The 24,139-nt window shown below is 50.4% G+C and carries 18 protein-coding genes, 11 tRNA genes and 2 rRNA genes; 4 read left to right on the forward strand and 27 right to left on the reverse strand.

What is annotated here, in order from left to right; translation table 11 throughout:
• Nucleotides 1-97: 97 nt before the first annotated feature.
• Entirely contained in the window at nt 98-922 is an 825-nt protein-coding gene (locus FCN15_RS10085) for an AraC family transcriptional regulator (RefSeq protein ID WP_138494882.1), read from the forward strand.
• 47 nt (nt 923-969) lie between these two features.
• Here the strand turns inward: FCN15_RS10085 and FCN15_RS10090 are convergent, their stop codons facing one another.
• Nucleotides 970-1,386, reverse strand: coding sequence for a MerR family transcriptional regulator (locus FCN15_RS10090; RefSeq protein WP_138494883.1), 417 nt, complete (start codon nt 1,384-1,386; stop codon nt 970-972).
• Between the two features lie 279 nt (nt 1,387-1,665).
• On the opposite strand from FCN15_RS10090, the gene FCN15_RS10095 reads away from it, so the two are divergent.
• On the forward strand, nt 1,666-2,706 hold the full coding sequence (locus FCN15_RS10095) for an NAD(P)-dependent alcohol dehydrogenase (protein WP_138494884.1): 1,041 nt from the start codon (nt 1,666-1,668) through the stop codon (nt 2,704-2,706).
• Between the two features lie 122 nt (nt 2,707-2,828).
• Here FCN15_RS10095 and FCN15_RS10100 read toward each other — a convergent pair whose 3' ends face one another.
• A complete protein-coding gene (locus tag FCN15_RS10100) occupies nt 2,829-3,320 on the reverse strand; it encodes a DinB family protein (RefSeq protein ID WP_138494885.1) in 492 nt (163 codons plus the stop codon).
• 52 nt (nt 3,321-3,372) lie between these two features.
• Nucleotides 3,373-4,071 (reverse strand): TetR/AcrR family transcriptional regulator, encoded by a 699-nt coding sequence (locus tag FCN15_RS10105; protein ID WP_138494886.1) that lies wholly within the window; start codon nt 4,069-4,071, stop codon nt 3,373-3,375.
• A gap of 153 nt (nt 4,072-4,224) precedes the next feature.
• Between FCN15_RS10105 and FCN15_RS10110 the strand changes: the two genes are divergently transcribed.
• A complete protein-coding gene (locus FCN15_RS10110; RefSeq protein WP_138494887.1) occupies nt 4,225-5,577 on the forward strand; it encodes an MATE family efflux transporter in 1,353 nt (450 codons plus the stop codon).
• 113 nt (nt 5,578-5,690) lie between these two features.
• Here the strand turns inward: FCN15_RS10110 and FCN15_RS10115 are convergent, their stop codons facing one another.
• The 4 genes from FCN15_RS10115 to FCN15_RS10130 all read right to left on the reverse strand — a co-directional run bounded on the left by FCN15_RS10115 (nt 5,691) and on the right by FCN15_RS10130 (nt 9,102).
• A complete protein-coding gene (locus FCN15_RS10115; RefSeq protein ID WP_138494888.1) occupies nt 5,691-7,088 on the reverse strand; it encodes an MATE family efflux transporter in 1,398 nt (465 codons plus the stop codon).
• Nucleotides 7,089-7,283: 195 nt separating this feature from the next.
• A complete protein-coding gene (locus FCN15_RS10120) occupies nt 7,284-7,721 on the reverse strand; it encodes an SRPBCC family protein (RefSeq protein ID WP_138494889.1) in 438 nt (145 codons plus the stop codon).
• 101 nt (nt 7,722-7,822) lie between these two features.
• Nucleotides 7,823-8,584, reverse strand: a complete 762-nt coding sequence (locus FCN15_RS10125; protein ID WP_138494890.1) for an SDR family NAD(P)-dependent oxidoreductase — start codon at nt 8,582-8,584, stop codon at nt 7,823-7,825.
• Nucleotides 8,585-8,604: 20 nt separating this feature from the next.
• Nucleotides 8,605-9,102, reverse strand: a complete 498-nt coding sequence (locus tag FCN15_RS10130) for a DinB family protein (RefSeq protein ID WP_138494916.1) — start codon at nt 9,100-9,102, stop codon at nt 8,605-8,607.
• Nucleotides 9,103-9,397: 295 nt separating this feature from the next.
• On the opposite strand from FCN15_RS10130, the gene FCN15_RS10140 reads away from it, so the two are divergent.
• Nucleotides 9,398-10,522 carry an NADH-dependent flavin oxidoreductase gene (locus FCN15_RS10140; protein ID WP_162515339.1) on the forward strand — a complete coding sequence of 375 codons (1,125 nt, stop codon included), beginning with the start codon at nt 9,398-9,400 and terminating at the stop codon, nt 10,520-10,522.
• A gap of 204 nt (nt 10,523-10,726) precedes the next feature.
• Here FCN15_RS10140 and glmS read toward each other — a convergent pair whose 3' ends face one another.
• The 20 genes from glmS to FCN15_RS10240 all read right to left on the reverse strand — a co-directional run.
• Nucleotides 10,727-12,559, reverse strand: a complete 1,833-nt coding sequence (glmS, locus tag FCN15_RS10145; RefSeq protein WP_138494892.1) for a glutamine--fructose-6-phosphate transaminase (isomerizing) — start codon at nt 12,557-12,559, stop codon at nt 10,727-10,729.
• 610 nt (nt 12,560-13,169) lie between these two features.
• Entirely contained in the window at nt 13,170-14,525 is a 1,356-nt protein-coding gene (gene glmM, locus FCN15_RS10150) for a phosphoglucosamine mutase (RefSeq protein ID WP_138494893.1), read from the reverse strand.
• A gap of 74 nt (nt 14,526-14,599) precedes the next feature.
• Nucleotides 14,600-16,021 carry a CdaR family protein gene (locus FCN15_RS10155; protein WP_138494894.1) on the reverse strand — a complete coding sequence of 474 codons (1,422 nt, stop codon included), beginning with the start codon at nt 16,019-16,021 and terminating at the stop codon, nt 14,600-14,602.
• Nucleotides 16,018-16,848 (reverse strand): diadenylate cyclase CdaA, encoded by an 831-nt coding sequence (gene cdaA / locus FCN15_RS10160; protein WP_138494917.1) that lies wholly within the window; start codon nt 16,846-16,848, stop codon nt 16,018-16,020. Before cdaA ends, FCN15_RS10155 begins: the two co-directional genes overlap by 4 nt.
• A gap of 258 nt (nt 16,849-17,106) precedes the next feature.
• Nucleotides 17,107-17,724, reverse strand: a complete 618-nt coding sequence (locus FCN15_RS10165) for a zf-HC2 domain-containing protein (protein ID WP_138494895.1) — start codon at nt 17,722-17,724, stop codon at nt 17,107-17,109.
• 119 nt (nt 17,725-17,843) lie between these two features.
• Nucleotides 17,844-18,416, reverse strand: coding sequence for an RNA polymerase sigma factor SigW (gene sigW / locus FCN15_RS10170; protein ID WP_138494896.1), 573 nt, complete (start codon nt 18,414-18,416; stop codon nt 17,844-17,846).
• A gap of 266 nt (nt 18,417-18,682) precedes the next feature.
• Nucleotides 18,683-21,478, reverse strand: a complete 2,796-nt coding sequence (gene ppc / locus FCN15_RS10175) for a phosphoenolpyruvate carboxylase (RefSeq protein ID WP_138494897.1) — start codon at nt 21,476-21,478, stop codon at nt 18,683-18,685.
• Between the two features lie 239 nt (nt 21,479-21,717).
• Nucleotides 21,718-21,791 (reverse strand) — tRNA-Gly (locus FCN15_RS10180).
• Between the two features lie 7 nt (nt 21,792-21,798).
• Nucleotides 21,799-21,875 (reverse strand) — tRNA-Pro (locus tag FCN15_RS10185).
• A 19-nt stretch (nt 21,876-21,894) separates the two neighbouring features.
• Nucleotides 21,895-21,971 (reverse strand) — tRNA-Arg (locus FCN15_RS10190).
• 7 nt (nt 21,972-21,978) lie between these two features.
• A tRNA-Gly gene (locus FCN15_RS10195) sits at nt 21,979-22,053 on the reverse strand.
• Between the two features lie 5 nt (nt 22,054-22,058).
• Nucleotides 22,059-22,142, reverse strand: a tRNA-Leu gene (locus FCN15_RS10200).
• A gap of 1,054 nt (nt 22,143-23,196) precedes the next feature.
• A tRNA-Lys gene (locus FCN15_RS10205) sits at nt 23,197-23,269 on the reverse strand.
• 9 nt (nt 23,270-23,278) lie between these two features.
• Nucleotides 23,279-23,353, reverse strand: a tRNA-Gln gene (locus FCN15_RS10210).
• 34 nt (nt 23,354-23,387) lie between these two features.
• A tRNA-Val gene (locus FCN15_RS10215) sits at nt 23,388-23,463 on the reverse strand.
• 7 nt (nt 23,464-23,470) lie between these two features.
• Nucleotides 23,471-23,545, reverse strand: a tRNA-Glu gene (locus FCN15_RS10220).
• Between the two features lie 13 nt (nt 23,546-23,558).
• Nucleotides 23,559-23,634, reverse strand: a tRNA-Thr gene (locus FCN15_RS10225).
• Between the two features lie 3 nt (nt 23,635-23,637).
• Nucleotides 23,638-23,713 (reverse strand) — tRNA-Asn (locus tag FCN15_RS10230).
• A gap of 16 nt (nt 23,714-23,729) precedes the next feature.
• A 5S ribosomal RNA gene (rrf, locus tag FCN15_RS10235) occupies nt 23,730-23,846 on the reverse strand.
• A 207-nt stretch (nt 23,847-24,053) separates the two neighbouring features.
• Nucleotides 24,054-24,139: ribosomal RNA gene (locus FCN15_RS10240) — 23S ribosomal RNA — on the reverse strand; the annotation flags it as partial.

Genomic DNA, 24,139 nt, shown 5'->3' on the forward strand with positions numbered 1-24,139 from the left:
TAGAGAAATAATAACTCAATTCAAGATATGGCGTACATGGCATGGTGCTGACTCTTTATGTTATAATGCTAGAAATTTTGACTAAGGGGATTTAGGTATGATTGAGTATTTGGCGCGAAATAAACAGCATTCCGAGCTGTACCTGACCCAATTCGGCACCGAGGAATGTGCGCCCGGACATTCTTATGGACCGGCTGTAAGGAACCATTATCTGCTCCATTATATTTTGGACGGGGAAGGCATTTTCGAGGCGGGAGGCCATCAATACCGACTGGGCAAAGGACAGGGCTTTCTCATCTGCCCGGACGCCGTCACCTATTATCAGGCGGACAAGGTCAATCCCTGGGTTTACGGCTGGGTTGGCTTTAACGGACCTCTTGCCGAGATGCTTCTCAAGCAGGCCGGGCTGTCGATGGCCTCTCCCATTCTTCACTATAAGCGGGACGACCAGATTTCCGGATACCTGCAGTTGATGATGGAGTCGAAGGAATACCAAAAAGCCCGGGAAACCAGGTTAACCGGACTGCTACATTTGATGTTATCCGACTTGGTGGAACACAGCCCGGCAGCCCCCTCACTCCACAAGGAAAGCCGGGCCGAAATTTACGTGGAGCAAGCCAGGGATTTCATCGAGCTCAATTTTGCGCAGAAGATTACGATCGAGGATCTCGCCCGTTTTATCGGGCTGAACCGGAGTTATTTGTGCTCGCTGTTCAAACAGCAGATGAACATCAGCCTGCAGGATTACCTGGTCCGCTTCAGGATCGGCAAGGCCTGTGAAATGATGGGCAACGCGGAGCTTTCGATCGGGGACATCTCCCGTTCGGTAGGATATAATGACCCGCTGCTGTTCTCAAAAATTTTTAAGAAGATAAAGGGAATTTCCCCTAAGCAGTACCGGACGGAAACCGAACACCCATAACAGGCTTAACGGCAGTTCAAACCAGCTGTGTCTGGCTCCCCGGCGGCTTACGGAGTAAAGGCATCCGCTATTTTGTTCTGCTTATGAATCTCTTCCGTTCCCGACTCAAGTGCTGTCTTGTAGTACAGGCATTTATGCTCGATAAGCTCCATCGTTCTTCTCAGTTCCTCCATCTGCGCTTCTACAGAGGCCTTCCGTTCCATGAACATGTCATGCCTTTGCTGCAGGGTGGAATCTCCTTCGGAGCACCAGTCAATAAAGCTTTTAATCTCCTTGATCGGCATCCCGGTGGACTTCAGGCATTCAATGACCCTCAGCGCTTCGATATCCGACTCTTTGAACAGTCTCTTGCCGCTGGGAGTTCGTTCAACATAAGGGATCAAGCCCTCCTTGTCGTAATAACGCAAGGTATAAGACGTAAGATTTAATATTTGGGCTGCTTCGCTGATTGAGTAGGTTGTCACTTTGTCGTTGTCACTCCGATCTTCCTGTATCCTCTAAAATAGACTTAGAGCTAACTCTAAGATATATAGGACAATATCATGTTCGGTGGTAAGTGTCAAAGCGGGCTACGAAAGCGGGTAATAAAGGCGGGCCGTGAAAGCCGGCCGTGAAAGTAATCTTTTTCAGCAGCTTGACTTAGAGTTAACTGTAAGGACTACAATGGTTGATGCAAGAGGAACCCGTACTTATCCTGTACTGCTTCTTCTCTATTAAACATTAGATTCCAGGAGGTATTATTCATGATAACTGCTAAAGCACGTGCTGTTGACGGACCGGACAAGCCGTTCCGCTCTGCCGAAATCAAGCGCCGGGACCTGGATTCCCGGGATGTACTGATTGAAATTAAATTTGCCGGCATCTGCCATTCCGATATTCATACCGCTCATGGCGAGTGGGGTCCTGTCAATTATCCGCTCGTTCCGGGGCACGAGATTGCAGGCATTGTTACGGCAGTGGGACCTGAGGTTACGAAGTACAAGGTCGGTGACCGGGTAGGCGTCGGCTGTATGGTGGATTCCTGCGGCGAATGCGAGAACTGCCGCAAGGGAGAGGAGCAGTACTGCCTGAAAGGCAATGTCCCTACTTACGCTGGCGTTGACAAATACGGCGAACCTACTCAGGGCGGTTATTCCACTCACATTGTCGTAACGGAAAATTTTGTTGTCCGCATTCCGGATAACATCGAGCTTGACGCAGCAGCTCCCCTGCTGTGCGCAGGGATTACGACTTATTCGCCGCTGAACCACTGGGGAGCCGGTCCTGGTAAAAAGGTAGCCGTAGTAGGCATGGGCGGCCTCGGCCATATGGCAGTTCAAATTGCGCATGCCATGGGAGCAGAGGTCACTGTACTGTCCCAATCCCTGAAGAAAAAGGACGACGGCCTGCAATTGGGCGCAGACCACTACCATGCTACAAGCGACCCGGACACCTTCAAGGAGCTCGCCGGAAAATTTGACTTGATCATCAACACCGTAAGTGCTGCTCTTGATCTGGATGCTTACTTCTCCCTGCTCACTCTGGACGGAACGCTGGTGAACGTCGGCGCGCCTGGGGAACCATTGTCCCTGAATGTGATGTCCCTCATCGGGCACCGCCGCTCCTTCGCCGGCTCCATGATCGGCGGCATCCGCGAAACCCAGGAAATGCTGGATTTCTGTGCCAAGTACAATATCGTGCCTAAGATCGAAGTGATCTCCGCCGACCAGATTGACGAAGCTTACAAGCGGGTACTGGCTTCCGACGTGAAGTACAGATTTGTAATTGATACCAGCACGATGTAAGCCGGGTAACGGCTTGCTCGAGGCATGCCGTACGAAAAAAACGCCTGACCTTACCGGTCGGCGTTTTTTTTGTAAGATTTTTCGTGAAAGATTGTTCGTGAAAATGCCGGTTCAGCATTCCATTACCTCACAAATGTAATAAAGTCGATATTCGCCGGTTCATAGCCAGCTGCCCGCAGCCGCAGGTTGATCTGTCCCCGATGATAATGACCATGCAGGGCGGCATGCGTTAAAATGTCCCGTACCGAGTTCTCAAACTCTTGTCCTTTACTGTTTGTGTAGGCTATTCGTTTATCCAGGTCAGCATTGGACAGCTCAGCAAGAAAGCTTGCTGTACTCTCCTTATTTTGCCTAACAAGCTCTGCGCAGGCTTCGATTTCGACATCTGCATCGGCATCGGCATCTGCATCGGTATCTGCACCGGTCTCTGGCCAGATCGGCAGATGGGTGCTGTCCAGCCCACGTAACCGGGTTATCCATACTTGTTCTGCAAACAGGATGTGGAGGAACAAACGGTTCAGCTCCTGATTCTGCTCTTCCATGCTTTGCAGGGTTTCCAGAATGCGCTGATTGGCCCAATTCAAGTGCTCGTACATCGTTTGGATTGTTTTCATTGAGAAGCACACCACCCATGAATGAAATTTGTGCAGCTGCTAAAATCCATGTCTACCTCTTCTGCTCCTCCTGCTGCCCCTGCTCCTGAATCACCTGCTCGATCCCGAGCAGGATCAGCTTCAAGCCGAACTCGAACGCCCTGTCGGTTCCCATCAGCTCGAACAGCCCGCTATCAAACATTCTCCGGAACAGCCCCGCTTCCTCCTCGCTCATAGAGTCCAGCAGGCGAATCATTTCGTCGCCCGGAAGCTCCGCCTGCTCTTTCAGAATCGCGGAGACGTTGCGCTCATGCTGATAATGGTCCAGCACAAAGTTAAAAACATAATTCATCAGCGTAGTGACCACCTGCATCTTCTGCTCCTGCGCCAGCGGCGTGTCTTCCACGCAGAGCAGCATCTTGTTGGTGAACCGGATAATGTCCGGCTCGTGGGGCAGCGTCATCATCATGAGCTGCGTGGAGCAGGGATACCGGCTGAGCACGCTCCGTATGGCTGCCGCCAGCCCAGTCAGCTGCTCCTTCCAATCCCCCTCGGAGTGAAACTCCTCCAGGATGATTTTGGATACCTGGTTGGCCAGGCGCTGATAGAGCTTCTGCTTACTCTTGAAATACCAGTACAGGGAAGGGGCCTGAATTCCAAGCCGGTCGGCCAAGCGCCGCAAGCTGAATTTTTCAATGCCATCCTCTCCCAATAGCTCCCAGGAGGCCTCCAGAATCTTCTCCTCCGAAATTTGAGGCTGCTGCTTCTTCATATGATTATCCGTCCTTTTATCTAACAGTGTAAGTTTATGCTTTACAGGTTCTTAGGTTCATGATATCATCTAACACTGTAAGGTTCAAACTAACACTGTTAGATTGAGACCACAGCATTTTACAGCTATATTTCACAGAAAGCAGGGATTCCCATGGATGCAGAAAACCTCCATTACTTTGAAAAAACACCGATCGCCAAAGCCGTAGCCCACTTCGCCGTTCCGATGATGTTAGGCACGTCAATGAGCGTCATCTATTCCATCTTGAATGCCTATTTCCTCGGCACCCTCCACAATACGGCCATGTTAACCGCTCTTGCACTGACCTTGCCGTTATTCGCCATTATCATGGCGCTGGGCAACCTGATTGGCATGGGCAGCGGCACCTTTATCTCCCGTCTGCTGGGCGAGAAGAAATTCGAGGACGCCAAGCATGTCTCCGCCTTCGCCTTTTACAGCAGTCTGGTTCTCGGTCTTCTCGTCATCGCCGCCGGCCTGCCGCTCATCAATCCCATCGTTCACGGCCTGGGGGCAACGACTGACTCTTTTGCATTCACGAAGGACTATGTCACGGTTATGCTGATTGGGTCGCCGTTTGTCGTCCTCTTCTTCACACTGGAAAATATCGTGCGCGCAGAGGGCGCAGCCATCACGTCCATGATCGGCATGATGCTCAGTGTTGTGGTCAATATTTTGCTGGATGCGTTAGTCATCTTTGAGTTTCACTGGGGCGTGACCGGCGTTGCCTCTGCTACGGTCATTTCCAACCTGGCTGCGAGTGCCTACTATGCCTTCCATATGGGGACCAAGAGCCAATTCCTGACGGTCTCCATCAGATGGTTCAAGGCTACCAAAGACATTCTGGGCAATGTATTCAAGATCGGAGTTCCGGTCTTTATAATGAGTATTTTTCTGGGGGCAATGTCGCTTATCTTGAATCACTTTCTTACCCAGTATGGCGATCAGGCCGTGGCCGCTTACGGAATTTCCTCCCGTCTGCTGCAGTTTCCCGAGTTTATTCTGATGGGATTGTGCGAGGGCGTCGTGCCGCTCATTGCGTTCTCCTACACTGCTAATAAACTGCGCATGAAGCATACGGTTGGCTTCACCATCAAGACGATTGTGGCCTTAGCCGCCGTGTTCGGCATCCTCGTCTACCTGATCTCCGGCCACTTGATCGGCCTGTTCACAAATGACCCGCAGTTGATTGAAATGGGCAGCTACATTCTGCGTGTGACGTTCCTGTCCTTGTTCATTACAGGCATGACCACCTTGTTTACAGGGATCTTCCAGGCCACAGCGCAGGGAACCGCCGCGTTCGTCATGTCCATTATTCAAGGCATTACGCTGATTCCTGTCCTGTTTATCGCTAATTCCCTGAACGGCTTCCACGGGGTAGTCTGGTCGCTCGTCATTGCGGACGCTGTCGCTTTCCTTGTCGGGGCCGTCATGCTGTATGGTCTGCGGAACAGATTGCAGCCGGATTTGGAGAGTTTGGCTCATTAGAAAAATAACCCGGCCCCATTTTCCAAAGGCAATGCCCGATCAGCAAGACAACAAAAGCCACTCCTCGAAGGAAGTGGCTTTTTGCACGTATTTAGATCTAGTTAAGTTATCCTTTAAGCCTGCGCCTGCGCCCCCGCGCCGCTTTCCGGAACGGAAACGGGCTTCACAAGCGCCTTCTTCTCCCAGGCCCGGCTTCTCCAGCGGAGCAGCATGATCAGCCCGCGCAGCCATTCATCCACCGCAAAAGCGATCCATATGCCTAGCAGCCCGATCCCGAAATGAACGCCCAGCGTATAAGCCAGCGGCACCGAGACGCCCCACATGGAGAGCACGCCCATCAAGACGGGAAAACGCGCATCCCCCGCGGCACGCAGCGAGTTGATAATAACCGTATTGAAGGTCCGGCCGGGCTCCAGTACGATGGACAGCAGAAAAATACCCGCTCCGGCGGCAATAATGTCCGGATCATCGGTAAACATGCCGATCAGCTCATGCCGGAAGATCGCTGCCGCACCCACGATCGCTAAGGTTAACCCGAAGCTGACCTTTACACTTTTGATCAGTCTCCGGTAGGCCTCCTTCATCTCTCCCGCACCGACCATTTGTCCGACGATAATTTCCGTGCCCGCCCCAATGGACATCGCCAGCGCCATAAAATAGTTCGATATGTTCATCACATAAACATGCGTATTCAGCGCGGTAATGCCAATCATGTTCACAAAGCTGATGATCATGAGATACTGCGACTGCCAGGAGAGATGCTCCCCCGCCGCAGGCAGGCCGATGCCCAGAATCTGTTTGATGTACGAACCGTTCCAGGTCACGTAATCCTTCCGGCGAATCGGGGCAGGAATCCGGCGGTACAGCAGGATAAGAAGAACGACGATGCCAAGCAGACGGCTGACGACCGTTGATACGGCCGCTCCCTTAACGCCCCACTCCGGGAAGCCCATATGGCCAAAAATGAGCAGGTAATTGCCTGTCACATGGATCAGATTGACCCCAAGTGTTACAAACATAACGCTCTTGGTGTGGCCGCTCGAACGGATGACCGACGAAACGGCATAAGAAAGCGCCTCCACCCAAATGAATCCGCCGATGATTTTTAAATAACGGCTGGCAATGCCAATTTGCTCAGGATTCAAGTTGAGCAGCCGCAGGAGAGATTCTCCAAAACTAACGAGTACAACACTGACGAGAATCCCGAAGATCAAGTTCATCGAAATCGCCAGCGCCGAAATCCGGCTTGCCTCCTTCTCCCGCCCGGCGCCGATATATTGGGAAACTGCGACACTGGTGCCTATGCCGACAAAGCCGAACATGAGAATGCAGAAGTAAATAATTTCGTTGGCCAGGCCTACGGCCCCTGTCGCCGTATCCGAGATCCGGCTTAACATAAATACATCGACTGTGCCCAGCAGCATTCGCAGCACGGAGTCAACAAAGATCGGCCAGGTTACGGCAAAAAGGCTGAGTTTTTTCCAAGAGGGAATTCGATCGGTTAAGGTCACGTTATAAGCTCCTGCTCTGTTTATTTTCGCTGTCTTTCCCCCTAGTGTAGCTTCTGCGGGCTGATGCGTCTATGGCGATGTTGTTAAATCGTAAATGGCTAAACAGTACATGGCTAAATAGAATTGGCTAAATAGAATTGGCTAAATAGGAAAAATAAAAAGCGCCCTGCCGGGCGCCAGAGAATAGGCTTAGAATTATTCGGTGTAGTTGAATTTCTCCGTGTAATTCTTGAAATTGTCCAGAATGGACTGCCAGCCCGCCTGCTGAAACTCCACCGGATTCGTGCTTTCGGCGTCAAACGTTTCAACGACCACGGTTTGGCCGCCTTGATCCGCGAACGTAATCTGGACTTTCCTCCCGTCTTCCAGGGAATAGGCAATCTGCTCATGCGGCTTCACTTCATCATATACCCCGGCAAAATCAAACCCCATGCTGCCATCCTTCGCTTCCATCCGGGTCACAAATCTGCCGCCGGACCGCAGGTCATTCTCCGCCCTTGGCACATGCCAATCCTGGGAAGCCTGATTCCACTTCGTGATATGCTCCGGCTCCGTCCAGCAGCTCCAAACCTTTTCTACAGGGGCTTCAACGACGGCCTGAACGGTTACTTTTACCGAATGATTTGCTTCCATGATGAAGGATGCCTCCTCATTTTCCTGTTTTTTTGGGTTTCTCATCCATCGTTCCTACCCGGTCAAATACTGCGCAATAGAAGGTTAGAAGCCGTCCCTGCTCAAATCGCCGGCATGACGTTACCGCCGCTCACCGGAATATAAGCTCCTGTGATGAAGCTGGCCAGATCGGAAGCCAGAAAAGCAACCGCATTCGCGATCTCCTGATCCGTTCCCCGTCTCTTGAGCGGCACCTGCTTGATATAATCGCCGCTTTCGTCCAAGCCGTTCGTGCGCTCGCGTTCGCTGATTGTCCAGCCCGGAGCGACCTGGTTGACCGTAATCTGATGCTCGCCGACTTCCTTCGCCAGCACCCGGTAGACGCCGTCCATGCCTCTTTTGCCCGCAACATAAGCGGATTGTGTCGGAAAATTCTGCATCGAACACTCCGTATTGATGCCGATGAACCGGCCGCCCTTCTTCTCGATCATCGCCGGAATGAAGGCCTTCGCCAGATATACGCTCTGCATCACGCAGGACTCGAATTGGCTTGCATAGTCCTCAGCCGGCTGCTCCAGCACAGAAGTCCATTTGTACTGCACAACCGCATTCGCCACGACAATATCCACCTGACCCAGCGCCGCCTCAGCGGCCTGCTTCATCGCCTCGATGGAATCCTGCTTTGTCACGTCAGCTTTGACAGTCACGGCGCGTCTTCCAAGCGCCTCGATCTCGCTCTTGAGTTCAGCTGCTTTGGCTTCACTGCTGTGGTAATGCAACGCGATATCCGCGCCGCATTCGGCAAGCGTACGGGCAATGACTCGGCCGAGCTCTCCCGCCGCTCCCGTGATAAGGGCTGTTTTTCCAGAAAGGTCAATATTCATGTCCCGTTCTCCTTGTCCGTTTATTTGCCCTGCTCATCAGCCGAAGGACCATACAGACCCGGGAGTGGAATGTCGAGCAGCCGGAGATAAACCCCAAGCTGAGCACGGTGGTGGATCATGTGGCTTAATCCAAAGGTCCGAAACGCCATGGCACGCGGTTGACGCAGAATGATATGGTCGCCGCTTCGCAGTGTCCATTCCTCCGCAAGCTTGTCCTCCTCGCACTCGTCTAACAGCTTCTCCAGCTTCGCGACGTTAGCGTCAAACTCCTCCAGCACCTCTTCGCGGGTTCCCAGTGCTTCTCTCCGCTGCGGAACGGCTGAAAGGTCAAGTTCAGAATGAAGAAAAATAGCGACCTGCCAGTTCACCAAATTGATCAAGTGCGTCGTTAACCCGCCCAGCGTCATCGATTTTCCATGCGGCTTCCACATCATCTGCTCATTTGGCAGACGCTCCAGTATACGCCGTGTACCGGCCAGCTCCTGCTTGGCATCCCCGAGAATCAATTGTTTCATGATCGGCAACTCACCCTTCATTATTTAGTACACTCCAATCCATACTAACACATTTTGGAAGCAAAACGCAGCAGCCGACGTGCAGATCGCCCCCGGAATTCAGCCAGTCCAGCCAACCCAGCCAACCCAGCCAACCCAGCCAATCCCTCCAGTCCAGCCAGTCCAGCCAAGATCGGATACGGATGTTCCCCGTAGTGAGTTCCCCCTAATTTTCCCAGCACTCACCAACATTACTTTTCACACCATTGGTTAAATTACTCAGGTAATAAACCAACACATTTGCAAAGGGGTTATTCTTTTGAGTTCTAAGTATGATGCTTTATTACAACCCATACCTTTACCTAATGGAACTACAATTCCAAGCCGCACAGCAATGGCACCCATGTTAGTCATGGGAGCGAATGAGGACGGATCTGTGTCTGAAACAGACTTGGCTTATTTTGACAGAAGATCCGATGTGGCAGGGCTTATTATTACAGGTGCAGCTTATATAAATGAATCAGCCTTTGTGCTTGAGGGGCAAATTTCAGTATCCAGGGATGAAGACGTTATAGGCCTGAAGAAATTAGCGCAAGCCGCAAAGAAAAGCGGGAACAAAGCGATTTTACAGCTTTTCCATGCTGGCCGTGAAGCGGTTTATGAGAGACTCGGACGAATTGTGGCTCCAAGTGCGATTGAATTCCCGTTCTTAAAACATGTTCCAGAAGAAATCACAGAGGAAGAAATTCAAACGACAATTGGGGATTTTGGCAGGGCAGCAAGAAGAGCAATCGAAGCCGGTTTTGATGGAGTGGAAATACACGGAGCCAATCATTATCTTCTGCAGCAATTCTTCTCTGCCTATTCCAACCGCCGAACGGATCAATGGGGCGGAACCCTTGAGAAACGAATGGCCTTTCCGTTAGCAGTCTTACAAGAAGTACAGCGTGCTGTTAAGGAAAGCGGGAAAGAGGGCGCCATTGTCGGCTACCGGATATCGCCTGAGGAAATTCATGGAGAAAATGTAGGCTACAGAATTGACGAATCTCTCCAGTTAATCGACAAAATTATTTCTGAAAAAGTCGACTATATCCATGTCTCCCTCGCAGCCGGATACGATGCCGCTCCTGAAGGGTCGGAGAAATCCTTTGGGAAACTGGTTAAAGAACAAGCCGCTGGAAGATGTCCGGTTATCATTGTTTCAAATATCTTTACTGCAGACGATGCACTAGACGCACTCAATCATGGAGATATGGTGGCCCTAGCCAGAGCAGCTCTTATAGAACCCGATTTCACTAGAAAAATCAGAGAAAACCGAGCCCAGGAAATCCATACCGCCATAGAACATAATCTTGCTGACCTCCATATTCCGCCAAAAGCGATTGATATGTTTAACATGGAAGGCTCAATATGGCCACCGCTCCCGGGATTGGAGAATGAATAAGCGGTAGATCGTTCTAAAAATAAAAGCAAGAAAATAAAAGCAAGTTCGGTACTAAGTTAAAAACAAAAAAGAGTCGTAGGTGTTTACCCACGACTCTTGATTTAGGAATAATCCTAGAACTGCTCGACTCATCTTAGTCGGTTTCAGTCTTTTTACTGGTCACGACTTTTATCATATGAAAAAGGGAAACACCCTATCCCCCGCCTACTCCACCGTCACACTCTTCGCCAGATTACGCGGTTTATCGACATCCAAACCACGGGCCAGGGAAGCGTAGTACGCCAGCACTTGCAGCGGCACTACCGCCAAGGCTGCGGACAAGATTGGCAGTGTCTTCGGAATGGACAGCGCCTGGTCAACGGATTTAAGAAGGCTCGGAACATGCTCATCATAAGTGATGGCCATTACGGCGCCGCCGCGGGCTTTCACTTCTTTAATGTTGCTGACCGTTTTCTCCATGACATGCTCCTGCGTAAGCAGGGCGATGACCGGAATGCCTTCTTCAATCAAAGCCAGCGTACCGTGCTTCAGTTCGCCAGCCGCATAAGCCTCGGAGTGAATGTAGGAAATCTCTTTCAGCTTAAGCGAGCCTTCCTGCACAACGGCATAGTCCATACCGCGGCCGATGAAGAACAGATGTTCATGCTTCGCAATTTCCTCTGCATAAGTCTTGATTGCATCCGTGTTCTCCAGCATTTTCTCTACCTGCTCAGGCAAAGCCTGCATGGCAGCAAGCGTGTGCGCCACTTCAGCTTCGGTTTGCGTACCGCGCACTTGTGCCAGGTACAGGGCAAACAGATAGAACGCGATCAGCTGAGACGAGTAAGCTTTTGTCGAAGCAACCGCGATCTCCGGACCAGCCAGAGTTGCAATCACATCATCAGCGTCACGGGCGATCGAACTGCCCACTACATTCGTTACAGCAATCACATGAGCGCCATTGTCATGCGCTTCGCGAAGCGCAGCAAGCGTATCGGCTGTTTCACCGGACTGGCTGACCACGATAACCAGCGTTTGCGGCGTGATCAGCGGCGAGCGGTAACGGTATTCGGAAGCTACGTCAAAGGCAACCGGAATACGGACAAGCTGTTCAATCACTGAGCCGCCTACGAGGCCGGCATGATAAGCCGTTCCACAAGCTACGATGTGAATGTTCGTAATATTTTTAATCTGCTCATCGGTCAGGTTAAGCCCAGGCAGGACCACCTTACGGCCGGAAGCATCCATGCGTCCGCGCATCGTGTCGCGATAAGCTTTTGGCTGTTCGTGAATTTCTTTCAGCATGAAATGGTCGTAGCCGCCTTTTTCCGCTGTCACTTCATCCCATTCGACATTCGTCATTTCCCGAGAAATAAAATTCCCCTCAATGGTCATCAGTTCGACAGAATCTTCAGTCAGGACAGCCATTTCACCGTCATTCAAAATGTACACTTTACGCGTATAGTTCAGGATCGCAGGGATGTCGGAGCCGATAAAGTTCTCGCCGTCCCCAACGCCGATAACAAGCGGACTGGCTTGGCGCACAGCAACCAGCTTGTTAGGCTCGTATTCAGTCAGAACGCCGAGTGCAAAAGCACCGCGCATAAAAGTAACAGCCTGCTGAACCGCTTTGACGATATCCCCTTTGTATTCGCGTGCGATCAGGTTAACAATAATCTCCGTGTCGGTTTCGGACACAAAAGTATATCCCTGCCCAATCAATTCTTCTTTCAGATCCAGATAGTTCTCGACAATTCCGTTATGAACAACCGAAAATTTCTGGGTATGGTCGGTATGCGGATGAGAGTTCACGTCCGACGGTTTACCGTGTGTCGCCCAGCGTGTATGCCCAATCCCTGCGGAACCCACCAGAGGAGCGCCCTCCAGCTTCGCTTCCAGATTGGCCAAACGTCCGATCGATTTACTGATTTTCAGACCTTCTGGTGTAAAAATAGCAATACCAGCGGAATCATAACCCCGGTACTCCAGCTTCTTAAGACCTTCAATCAAAACCGTCTGAGTATCCCCATTTCCGATATATCCCACAATACCACACATATAAATAAATCCTCCGTTTCGTCATCTCAAGTTTGAGCGCAGTCTGGACAAACCAGATGAACCGTGGAAGACATTTGCGGTAAAGATCTTAGAAGCGATCGTCAAGTATTCAATTATCAAGGAATTCTTGAATGCATCCCGTTCTTCTCCGCAGCTGTAATCCGCGTCTCTTTTGCACTCATGAATTTTTATATAAAAAATTAAGAATGTTTAAGATTGCTGCATCCCATCCGGCAGTTTGTCAGGACGGTCGCCCGTCCGTTTTGCTGCCTGATTCACGGTTTGATGCCTAACCGAGAGGTCCCCGCCGAAATTTCGAACACCTCTACCTCGTCAGCTTCCCGCTGCCATAGGAATGCCACGTCCCAGTTCTTCAACATGCCAACGTGCATCCTTCCGCGCAAGCCGGAAAGCTCTGGCGCTTATCCTGCTTATTAACCTCACGGCCCTCGCTTTCTGTTTTAGAATATGGTTAATTATATGCATCTGCAAGTCATTTTGCAATGTTTCTTCTCTCTTTTCTTACACCTAACTCCTTAAACTCCAGACAATTGGGCATGAAAAAGACCGCTGAATCGCCTCCGTTCCGTGCGACCAGCGGCCATACCTTTTACACTAATTCCCTCTCTACAACGCCGGCAATATGGGCAACGAAGCTCTCAAGCTCGGCTTTGTCAGGCCCCTCCGCCATGACGCGGATCAAGGATTCCGTACCGGATGGACGGACAAGCACGCGGCCGTTGTCCCCCAGCTTGCCTTCTACCTCAGCAATCGCTGCTGCGATTCCCGGATTGCCTTCATATTTGCTCTTATCCTGCACCCGAACGTTCACGAGAACCTGCGGATACTGCACCATCAAGGCCTTCAGCTCGCTCAGCTTCCTGCCGGATTTAATCATCGTGTCCACAAGCTGAATCGCTGTCAGGATCCCGTCACCCGTTGTGCTGTAATCCAGAAAAATCACATGCCCGGACTGCTCCCCGCCCAGGTTATAACCGCCGCGGCGCATTTCCGCCATCACATAGCGGTCGCCTACGGCCGTCTTGACCGTATTCAGGTTCAACTGCTCCGCCGCCTTGTAGAAGCCGATGTTGCTCATCACAGTCGTCACAATCGTGCTTTGAGCCAATTTTCCCTCACGGTTCATGGCATCGCCGCAAATAGCCAGAATGTGGTCACCATCCACTTCCGCCCCCGTGCTGTCAATCGCAATCAAACGGTCCGCATCGCCGTCAAACGCAAGGCCCAAATCTGCGCCCAAACGCACAACCTCCGCCTTCAGCTTCTCCGGATGCGTAGAGCCGCAGTGGTCGTTGATATTCCGCCCGTTTGGCTCAGCGGCAATCGTGGTCACATCCGCCCCAAGCTCGCGGAACAAGCGCGGAGCCAGCTCGTAAGCGGCGCCGTTCGCGCAGTCGAGCACGATTTTTAATCCTTGGAAGGACTTTGAAGTAAGCGTAGACTTAAGCAGCTCCAAGTATTTCAATTTAGCATCATAATCGACTTCCACAGAACCCAGGTCGCCGCCGACAGGGCGGGGCAGCTCATCATTTTCCTTGTCGATCAGCTCTTCAATTTCCAGCTCTGTTTCATCAGACAGCTTAAACCCGTCGCTCCCGAAAAATTTAATTCCGTTATCCTCAACCGGATTATGTGAAGCGGAGATCATAACCCCGGCGTCCGCGCCAAGCTCCCGGGTCAAATAAGCGACTGCAGGCGTGCTGAGTACGCCAAGACGAATCACATCAGCGCCGATGGACAGCAGTCCCGCCACCAGGGCCGATTCCAGCATGACGCCGGAAATCCGCGTATCCATGCCAATCACGACTTTAGGCTTATGAGCCGCCCCTGTGGAGGCTCCTGTAAGCACATAACCGCCGCAGCGGCCGATCCGGTAAGCAAGCTCTGCAGTCAATTCTTTATTGGCGACCCCACGGACACCATCTGTACCAAAATATTTCCCCATTGTTAACGTTACACTCCTCTTCTTACGTTCCATATCACCATATTATTATCGTATGGGAATCTTCGTTATTTAAGTTAAGGTGAATTTGTCGAAGCACCAGAATCTGTCTGCTCCTTGCTTTCAGCCTCATCACTGGCTTCTGTACTCCCTTTGTCCCCTGCACTTTCAGCGGGTGTACTCACCTCGTCCGTGCTGGGCGCCTCAGACTGGCTGCTGCTCCCTGCTGAAGGCGTGGGCTCAGCCGCAGCCGGTGTATCCTTGGCGGTGATCTTCACCTGGACTGTGCCGTCTGTGCCCGAATCAAGCAATGTAATATATTGCGGAAGCTTGGGTTCCAGCTTAACATTATAGGTTCCTTCGCTGTATCCGCTCAAATCCGCACTGAAAGACAGATCATCTGACGACAGGGCGGCGATCCGCTCCGTGCTGCCTTCTACCGTAACATCGAGAGTTCCGGAAGCGGGATTCACAAGTTTGGCCGTATAGCTGCTGCCGACATTCTCCAGCGTGACCGGTACGTCATTCAGCGTTTTTTTTTCAAAAGGTGTCGCCTTGATCGTTACTTCTATAGATGAAGGCTCTATTTTTTCAAATCCGTCCGGCGGTGTCAGACTTACGGTATATTTGCTCTCCTCATCCCCGGTGAAATTGCCTAAATCCACTGTAACCGGAAAAGAGCTTATGCCGTCCAGCTCACTCTGCGGACCATATACCACGACCTGCTCGGTATCACTGCTTACGGAAGAAAGGGCGAATCCGGGAGGGAGACTCCCGGTTGTCCTGAGCGTTACGGGCACACTTTTGTACAGCTTAATAACAGGCACATCGACATCAATGGAAGACGGCGATATTTCCGCATCCTCCATCGCGTTCCCCGCTTTGTCATAGGCGGTTAATTTAAGACTTTTTCCCGAAATATCACTATTAATCCCCGTTGCATTAAGCACGCCCTGAACCTTAGCTAAATCATCAATCTCGCTGGAAGGAAGAGTGACCGTCACTTTCCCGTCGTCCTTCAGCACTGGAGTTCCCAATTCATACCCCTCCGCCGGCTCGCCGGTCGTAATTACCGATGCCTGCACCTCTTTGGAGGCCTTGGCTTCAATGGTAATATGAGCTGATGAAGGCGTAATCGATACACACTCCACCCCATTCGGAAGCTCGCATTTCAGCGGAATGGTCTTCGTGCCGGGGGTTACGTTGCTCAGATCCAGTTTAACCTTGTAATCATCCTCGGAAAACAGCGAAGTCAGCTTGGTCAGCTTCCCCTTCACCTCAAGCGTTACACGTTCCGGATCCAGGCCGTACATCACGTATTTACTTTCATCAAAATTGTAAACCTGGACCTTCACGTTATCAATGGTACGCGTGCTGATTGAATCATTAACACCGGCTATAGAATCCGAACTGTCCAAATGCACCATGAGCCACAGAATCAAACTGATGCACAGGGCAATGATCTTCGCAAAATTGTTATTATTAATCCATTTATTCATGCTTGCTTCCCCCCCATTCTCCTCCAGAAAGGGGTTTTCCGGGTGTTCTCGGAGGCCTTCGGGCTCAGCTCCGCGTACAGCTTCGATATCAGCGATTCCTCATTGATGTCGCGGACGACTTGTCCGTCCAAAGCCAGAGAGATCTGGCCCGTTTCTTCCGAAACCACGATCGCCATCGCATCGCCTACCTCACTGATCCCGATCGCTGCACGGTGCCGGGTACCCAGCTCCTTGCTGATAAATGGATTCTCCGAAAGCGGCAGATAACAGGCAGCAGCCGTAATCCTTGTCCCTTGAATAATAATGGCTCCATCATGCAGCGGCGTATTCGGAATAAAAATGTTGATCAGCAGCTCGGACGAAATCAAAGACTGCGTGGGAATGCCCGATTCCACATATTCATTCAGTCCCGTCTCCCGTTCAAATACGATCAGAGCCCCGATCTTGCGACGGGATAAATAATTAACAGCCTTAATGATATGAGAGACCATCCGTGTGAACTCTTCTTCATCGGCTGAAGTCCGGCTAAACAATTTGCCCCGTCCCAGCTGTTCAAGACCGCGGCGAAGCTCAGGCTGGAAAATAATAAACACAGCCAGCACCCCAAAAGTAAACAGCTGGTTCATGAGCCACTTTAAGGTATACAAATTAAACCAGGTGCTGAGCGCCCAAATGATGACCAGCACAAAAATTCCCTTGAGCAGCTGAATGGCCCGCGTACCGCGCACCAGCAGGATCAAATAATAAATAATATAAGTAACAGCCAGCACATCCACCAGATCTTTAATGGATTCTGACCAGGTCAAGTTCTGGAAATAATTCATCATCATGCCCCCGGTATCCCTCTTCGGGTTATGTAAAACCAATGCTGCGCTCTCTATATTCTTTTCCCCTTAAACTCTAGGTTATAACGATAAGGTTCCAGTTGCAAGCTTGCGGGTAAAATATCCTGCTGAAACCGCTTTAAGCCTCGGTTTTCTGTTATCGCGAACTTTGGGGTTTCCTTTTCTTACAAAAAAAGGGCGCCCTATTCCTTCACAGGAGGCGCCGGCTTGCAGCAGTTCTTCATATAGACAGCTAACGGGCTAACGGGAGGCCACTTCGGTAAATGTGTTGGTAATCCTGTACCAGATCCAGTCCAGTGCCTGATCAATCGTTTTGGCATCACCGGCAATCTTGGCGGTAGAGGCTTCATACAGCGAGCCATCAATTACGGTCAAATTGCCTTTGACCTCCCCATAGATCTCCGTATTGCCATTCTCGACGGTCAGATCGCCTGCTATGGCTGTCCCTTCAGGAACAATAACGGTATGCCCTTCAATTTGAACCTTGTCGAGATCGGCTCCTTTAACAACCAGCTGGTCATCCGATTTCCAAACCGATAATGTACTGAAGAGCATCACAAGCAGGAACACAGCAGCTGCGGTCATGGCCGGATGACGCTTCACCCAGGTAATCCAAACCTGCTGTCTGCGGCGTTTAGGCAGATTGCTCATAATCCGTTCCAGTACATCATCTGATGTTGAGGGCAGTGATTGCTTTACTGCAGCAAAGAGCAGCATCTCGGACTGCTCCAGCTCCTTAAACCGGGTCCTGCAGGACTCGCATCTATCCAAATGACTCTTCAAATCAAGCGCCTGGTCCTCAGGCAGATCCTTATCCAAATATTCATGCATCAAAGAGGCAGCCTGTTTGCAATCCATTTGAGCCATTCCTTTCCCAGCCATACTTGTCGCTTAACTAAAAGCCTAAATAAGGCAGCTATACTCGTACTTCATTGTTGTTATACGATCGAGCGCTGCGTGAGTTTCAAATATTTTTGCTAAAATAATTTATGCTCCAGCCGCTTCCGCAGGAACTCCCGCCCCCGGTGAACTCGCGTCTTTACCGTCGTTACGGGCATGTTTAATATATCTCCTATTTCCTGCAGCGAGAGCTCCTGCAAATAACGGAGAATCATAATCGTTTTGTATTTAGCCGGCAGGCCGTCGATGGCCTGGTGAATGATCTGCTGCGTTTCGCTCAGCAAAAATTCACTTTCCGGAGTCCGGTTGTCCCCGGGGATCAGCGAATATCCGTCCGTTCCGTCCTGATCATTCAGTTCCGCATCCAGTGAGAAGCTGGGCTTCCGTTTGCGCAGCTTGTCGATGCACAGATTAGTCGCAATCCGGTACATCCAGGTCGAGAACTTCTGATTCTCATCATATTTATCCCAGTTCTTATAAACGCGCAGGAAAGTCTCCTGCACAATGTCCTCCGATTCATGCCGGTTGTTCAGCATTCGGTAGGCCAAATGAAACACCTTGTCTTTATATAAATCCACAAGCTCGGCAAAAGCCCGCTGGTTCCCTTTTCGGGCAAGCTTGACCAAGCCTGCATCTGCATGTTCTGACATCCGTTATCCCCCAGATTTCGGCTGCTTCGCATTTTTCTTTACCTTATTTGCCTTAACCTTTAAGCAGTCAAACAGCCTTCTATAGGCCCGTATACGGCCCGGTGACCACTCGCACAGTTCAATAGAATCGTAATGGATGCCCTTTTAAAAAGCAAGCCGTAATACTAACCGTAATACTACTAAAGCCCGCATGAGCCGATCACCTTGCAAAAAAAAGAAAACGGGTGTACCCATGTACACCCGCTATGGTTAACCGCTGCAGCGTATCAGCCTGTATTCCGCATCCCAGCAGCAATTCCGTTAATAGTCAGCAGCACTTCCCGGAGCAGTTCTGCATCGTCTCCGTCCTGCTCTCGGATTTCCCGCAGTTCTCTGAGCAATTGAACCTGCAGATAGCTCAGCGGATCCACATAAGGATTACGCTGTCTTACAGATTCCTGCAAAGTCGGCTGATTATCCAGCAAATCCTGTTCGCCTGTAATGGACAGAATGAGATTTTTCGTCAGGATAAACTCGGCTTCGACTTGCTTAAAGATCCGGGTTCTGATTTCTTCGTCCCCGCAAAGTTTGGAATATTCTCTGGCGATGTTCAAATCCGCTTTAACAACAGCAAATCTAAGCGTATCGATTAAGGAGCGGAAGAACGGGAAGTTCTCATACATGTCCTGCATGACCTTCATATTCTCCGGCTTACCTTGATAGAACTCCTGCAGACCTGTACCTGCAGCATACCAGGCCGGCAGCAAATAACGGCTTTGCGTCCAGGCGAATACCCAAGGAATCGCACGAAGATCCTCAAAGCGATCGCTGTTCTTGCGCTTGGATGGACGTGAGCCGATGTTCAGCTCTCCTACCTCGCCGAGCGGTGTAGACTCTTTAAAGAACTTCAGGAAATCCGGCTCCCGGAAAATAAAATCCTGATATTTCTTAAGCGCCGTTTCCGACATCTGCTTCACAATCTCTTCCCACTGGCTCTCATAAAGTCCGTCCTGCTTCGGCAGCCGGGCATTAATCGACGAAATCACTAGAGCGGAGGTCGCCTGCTCCAGACTGCGGTAAGCAATCCCCTGCAAGGAATAGCGCTCGGAAAGCACCTCTCCCTGCTCCGTAATTTTAATGCCTCCGCCGATTGTCTCAGCAGGCTGCACCATAATACTCCGGTTAAGCGGCATTCCTCCGCGTCCAAGCGCGCCGCCGCGGCCGTGGAAGAATTTCAGCTTCACGCCGAACTCTTTAGCTGTCTTAGTAATTTCCTTGAGCGCTACGCGAAGTTCCCAGTTCGCCGTAATCACGCCGCCGTCCTTATTACTGTCCGAATAGCCGAGCATGATCTCCTGCAGATCGTTCATTGCGGCTACAGATTGTCTGTAAGCCGGAATGCTGAGCAGTTCGCGCATAATATTCGGAGCGTCGTGCAGGTCGTCAATCGTTTCGAACAGAGGAACGGCCTGCAGCGTGCATACGACAGAACCGTCGGCTTCCTTCTGGAACAAGCCCACTTCCTTCGCAAACACCATCACTTCCAGAATATCGCTGGTTGCTTCAGCCATACTGATCAGGTAGCTGGTAATACAGTTCTTGCCGAATTCCTTCTGAGCAATATATACCGTTCTGTACACCTCAAGGCATTCTGTCGTGCTCTCGCTGTATTCCTGATAAGGAGACGTAAGCGGGCGCGGGTCGTTCAGCAGCTTCGCCAGCAGCTTCACCTTCTCTGGTTCAGACAAGTCTGCATAGTTTGGCGTAATGTTCAGGCTGGCCAAAATTTCCGACATCGCATTCTCATGTTCCTTGCTATGCTGACGGATATCCAGCTTCGCTGTATGGAAGCCAAACAGTTCAACCTGACGAATCAGCTTCTTGATATACGTATCGGCTACGTAGTCTGCATAATGATGCCGCAGGCTGCGGTCAATGATCTGCAAATCCTCAATCAGCTCTTCAGGCACCGCATAACGGTCCGGCTGGCCTTTGTGCGCTTCGTCGAGCACATTGTACAGCTTCTCCATCATGTAGGTCAGTTTGATACGGTATGGTTCTTTTTCATTCGTCCAGGCCTGCGTCTTCTTCAGCTCGACCGTTCCCCCGTCCTTCAGGATCGAGGATTTCAGCTCATCGCTCACATTGACAATGGATGTGCTGAAGCTCAGATGTTTGAACAAATCACTGAGCAGCCGCTGGTATTCACGTACAGCCAGTTTGCGCTGCATTTTCAGCGTTTCCCAGGTTACATCCGCCGTCACCGAAGGGTTGCCGTCACGGTCCCCTCCGATCCAGGAGCCGAATTTCAAATAGGTCGGCAGGTGCCAGTTATGCTCCGGATAATATTTGGTCAAGCAGCGCTCAAGCTCCTGATAAACATCCGGCAGCACATGGAATAAGGTTTCGTGAAAATAGTACATTCCGTTCCGCACTTCATCCAGCACGGTCGGCTTACGGTCGCGCAGCTCATCCGTCTGCCACAGTGTGATAACCTCATTAAGCAGCTTCTCTCGCAGCTGTTCCCGTTCACGGAAGGTCAACGTTGGATTATCAAGCTGCATTACATCTTCGGCAATCCGCTTGTGAATATCCAGAATGGCACGGCGCATAGCCTCTGTAGGGTGCGCAGTCATTACCAATTCAAGCGACATCCCCTGCAGAATCTCCTGTACTTCATCGTAAGAGAATCCGCGTTCCTTCAGCTCCATCACCGACGCTTCAATCGATCCAGGCTGGATCGTCTCGCCAGCGGCGAGTTCATAGTCTCTTTTGCGGCGGATCCGATGATTTTGTTCAGCAATATTCACAAGCTGGAAATAGATCGCAAACGCGCGGATCACCTGATGCCGGATGTCTGGAGCAAGCCCGTTAATCATGTCTTTAAATTCTTCATGGGTCTCCGGCAAAAAAGAAGCCCGCAGCGATTTACTCGCCTCACGTATCTTTTCGACAATATCTAAGAGTTCATTTCCACCTTGGTGGACAAGGACTTCTCCCAGAATATTGCCCAAAAAGCGAATATCCCGCCGCAGCAGGTTGCTGGAATTATTTTTTCCTGCAGTAACCGTAAGCTCAGTCATTCTTTTATACCTCCTGTTTCCCCGTATCCAGTAGAATTTTCTACAAACATGTCATGCATTGTTAACATCATACAATATCGAGTATTAAAAATCTTCATTTTTTTGTAACACTCTCAATTTCATGCGATAAAACGTCAAAGCGATAAAAACAATAGATATAAAGATAACTGCAGTTCCGAAAAACGCAGTTATTTTTAACAAAAAGCACCATCGTCTACGATGATGCTGATCACTATGTATGGAGCGGGTGATGGGAATCGAACCCACGCTACCAGCTTGGAAGGCTGGAGTTCTACCATTGAACTACACCCGCATTATAATGGTCGGGATGACACGATTTGAACATGCGACCCCCTGGTCCCAAACCAGGTGCTCTACCAAGCTGAGCTACATCCCGACAAACTATGAGTCATAAATGGCGCGCCCTAAGAGATTCGAACTCCTGACCTTTTGATTCGTAGTCAAACGCTTTATCCAGCTGAGCTAAGGGCGCACAATTATGGAGCGGACGACGGGAATCGAACCCGCGACCCTCGCCTTGGCAAGGCGATGCTCTACCGCTGAGCCACGTCCGCATAAGTGGTGCGCGTGGAGGGACTTGAACCCCCACGTCAAAGACGCTAGATCCTAAGTCTAGTGCGTCTGCCAATTCCGCCACACGCGCATATCTTTCAAGGCTAACTTCAAATTCGTTAATTTTGCTTTAACTTATCTCGTTAGCGACAAGAATGATCTTACCATACCAAGTTAATTAGAGTCAAGCATTTTGGAGGAAAAATATAAAAGAATTTTTCTTACTGGTTTTTCTCCCCCCTTCAAAGCCCTGTTTATGTCTGCAGATGGGCTATATTTTCACCTCAGTCTTTTCCAATCTCCTCGTTTCGAACCCTCTTTATGGAAAATAATGCTTACACCCCTCTCCCTTAATGCCAATCTATACCTGTAATAAGCGGCTCCTCCTCTAGCTGCGCGGTGTATCCGTGTCCTGCAGAAGAACTGGCATGCTTAAACGGCAGGCTGTGCCTTTCTGTTTACCAGGGACTAAGCTTCAGCCAGCTTAAGCCTGTGAAGTGATTCAAGGCAGCCTGCTGCTTTACATTCGCACCCCATTTCCTGTATCTTATCTTGTCCTCTTCATGCATCGAACCATGACTGTTTGAGCGTGCAGTGAGTCCATTAACGCCCGCGTAGTGTTCTTCTGTTAGAGACAAAGGAATAATTCTATTCAAGCGGCGAAAAAAGGCCTCTGTTTCAAACGGCAGGAGAAGCTGAGATATATCGGTTTTTTTGAAAAAGCCTCAGCCGCCGAGCCGATTCGGTGTTTCCACATTTTTCAATTCGTTCGAAGGTTTCAGTGCATGTTACGCCAACTTCATCTAAGTGCTTGCAGCAATTCAGCATACACAACCCCCATTGTGCAGTTTACATGTCCAGTTCATGCCTAAAACCTCTCCAGGCTGCACAGAAAAGGTTTTACCCTCTATCCCACTCTTCCTCCCTATTATTGAAATAGGCCCCTTATAAGCAAAAACACGGCCTTCTCACTGGGATTCAGCCATGCGCCCTGCTTTTAAGCCTCTTACCTGTGCAGAATTTGCTACAAGGCTTAAGCTGAATAAAAAAAAAGCCCGCTCTTCTCTGGGAGAAAAACAGGCCATAAAATAAAAAAACACATTCGCTGCTTCCGCAAGAACATGTCCCATTAAAATATATAAAAGTGAGCCATGAAGGACTCGAACCTTCGACACCCTGATTAAAAGTCAGGTGCTCTACCAACTGAGCTAATGGCTCACATAAAAATGGCTGGGGATATAGGATTCGAACCTATGCATGACGGAGTCAAAGTCCGTTGCCTTACCGCTTGGCTAATCCCCAACAATGAAATATGTAAGTTGTCCATTTTAATAAATGGTGGAGGCTGAGGGGATCGAACCCCCGACCCTCTGCTTGTAAGGCAGATGCTCTCCCAGCTGAGCTAAGCCTCCGAAAATATGGTGACCCGTAGGGGATTCGAACCCCTGTTACCTCCGTGAAAGGGAGGTGTCTTAACCCCTTGACCAACGGGCCTTATTAAATTGAATGGAGCTCTCAACCGGGATCGAACCGGTGACCTCATCCTTACCATGGATGCACTCTACCTACTGAGCTATGAGAGCATATGGCTCCCCGAACAGGACTCGAACCTGTGACAACTCGATTAACAGTCGAGTGCTCTACCAACTGAGCTATCAGGGAATATATAAAATGTTTCGCTTGGCGGCGTCCTACTCTCCCAGGACCCTGCGGTCCAAGTACCATCGGCGCTGGAGGGCTTAACGGTCGTGTTCGGGATGGGTACGTGTGGAACCCCTCCGCCATCGCCACCAAACATGATTTTTGCGCTGCTTCACTTCTGCGTTACCGCTTCAGCAAAATATCAGACCTTATAAAAGGCATGCAGCTTAAAAATCGGTTCAGATGTTTGATCACCTGAAAACTGGATACGAAACAATATTTTCGAATTAGATGTTCTCGGGGTCCCCGCAAAGTATTCGGAATCCGCTGCGAAGCTTCTTCTTCACTTTGTGGGGTCCATTTGGATAAGCCCTCGACCGATTAGTACTGGTCAGCTCCATGCATTGCTGCACTTCCACCTCCAGCCTATCTACCTCGTCGTCTTCA

The sequence above is a fragment of the Paenibacillus pinistramenti genome, assembly GCF_005869875.1.
Classification (GTDB): Bacteria; Bacillota; Bacilli; order Paenibacillales; family Paenibacillaceae; genus Fontibacillus; species Fontibacillus pinistramenti.

Excerpts from the sequence above, each read along its gene's own strand:
- FCN15_RS10165 (WP_138494895.1), bottom strand. The coding sequence starts at position 17,724 with ATGGATTGCAAACAGGCTGCCTCTTTGATGCATGAATATTTGGATAAG.
- FCN15_RS10155 (WP_138494894.1), bottom strand. The coding sequence starts at position 16,021 with ATGAATAAATGGATTAATAATAACAATTTTGCGAAGATCATTGCCCTG.
- FCN15_RS10095 (WP_138494884.1), top strand. The coding sequence starts at position 1,666 with ATGATAACTGCTAAAGCACGTGCTGTTGACGGACCGGACAAGCCGTTC.
- FCN15_RS10100 (WP_138494885.1), bottom strand. The coding sequence starts at position 3,320 with ATGAAAACAATCCAAACGATGTACGAGCACTTGAATTGGGCCAATCAG.
- FCN15_RS10105 (WP_138494886.1), bottom strand. The coding sequence starts at position 4,071 with ATGAAGAAGCAGCAGCCTCAAATTTCGGAGGAGAAGATTCTGGAGGCC.
- glmM (WP_138494893.1), bottom strand. The coding sequence starts at position 14,525 with ATGGGGAAATATTTTGGTACAGATGGTGTCCGTGGGGTCGCCAATAAA.
- FCN15_RS10125 (WP_138494890.1), bottom strand. The coding sequence starts at position 8,584 with ATGAATATTGACCTTTCTGGAAAAACAGCCCTTATCACGGGAGCGGCG.
- FCN15_RS10085 (WP_138494882.1), top strand. The coding sequence starts at position 98 with ATGATTGAGTATTTGGCGCGAAATAAACAGCATTCCGAGCTGTACCTG.
- ppc (WP_138494897.1), bottom strand. The coding sequence starts at position 21,478 with ATGACTGAGCTTACGGTTACTGCAGGAAAAAATAATTCCAGCAACCTG.
- FCN15_RS10120 (WP_138494889.1), bottom strand. The coding sequence starts at position 7,721 with ATGGAAGCAAATCATTCGGTAAAAGTAACCGTTCAGGCCGTCGTTGAA.
- sigW (WP_138494896.1), bottom strand. The coding sequence starts at position 18,416 with ATGTCAGAACATGCAGATGCAGGCTTGGTCAAGCTTGCCCGAAAAGGG.
- glmS (WP_138494892.1), bottom strand. The coding sequence starts at position 12,559 with ATGTGTGGTATTGTGGGATATATCGGAAATGGGGATACTCAGACGGTT.
- FCN15_RS10110 (WP_138494887.1), top strand. The coding sequence starts at position 4,225 with ATGGATGCAGAAAACCTCCATTACTTTGAAAAAACACCGATCGCCAAA.
- cdaA (WP_138494917.1), bottom strand. The coding sequence starts at position 16,848 with ATGATGAATTATTTCCAGAACTTGACCTGGTCAGAATCCATTAAAGAT.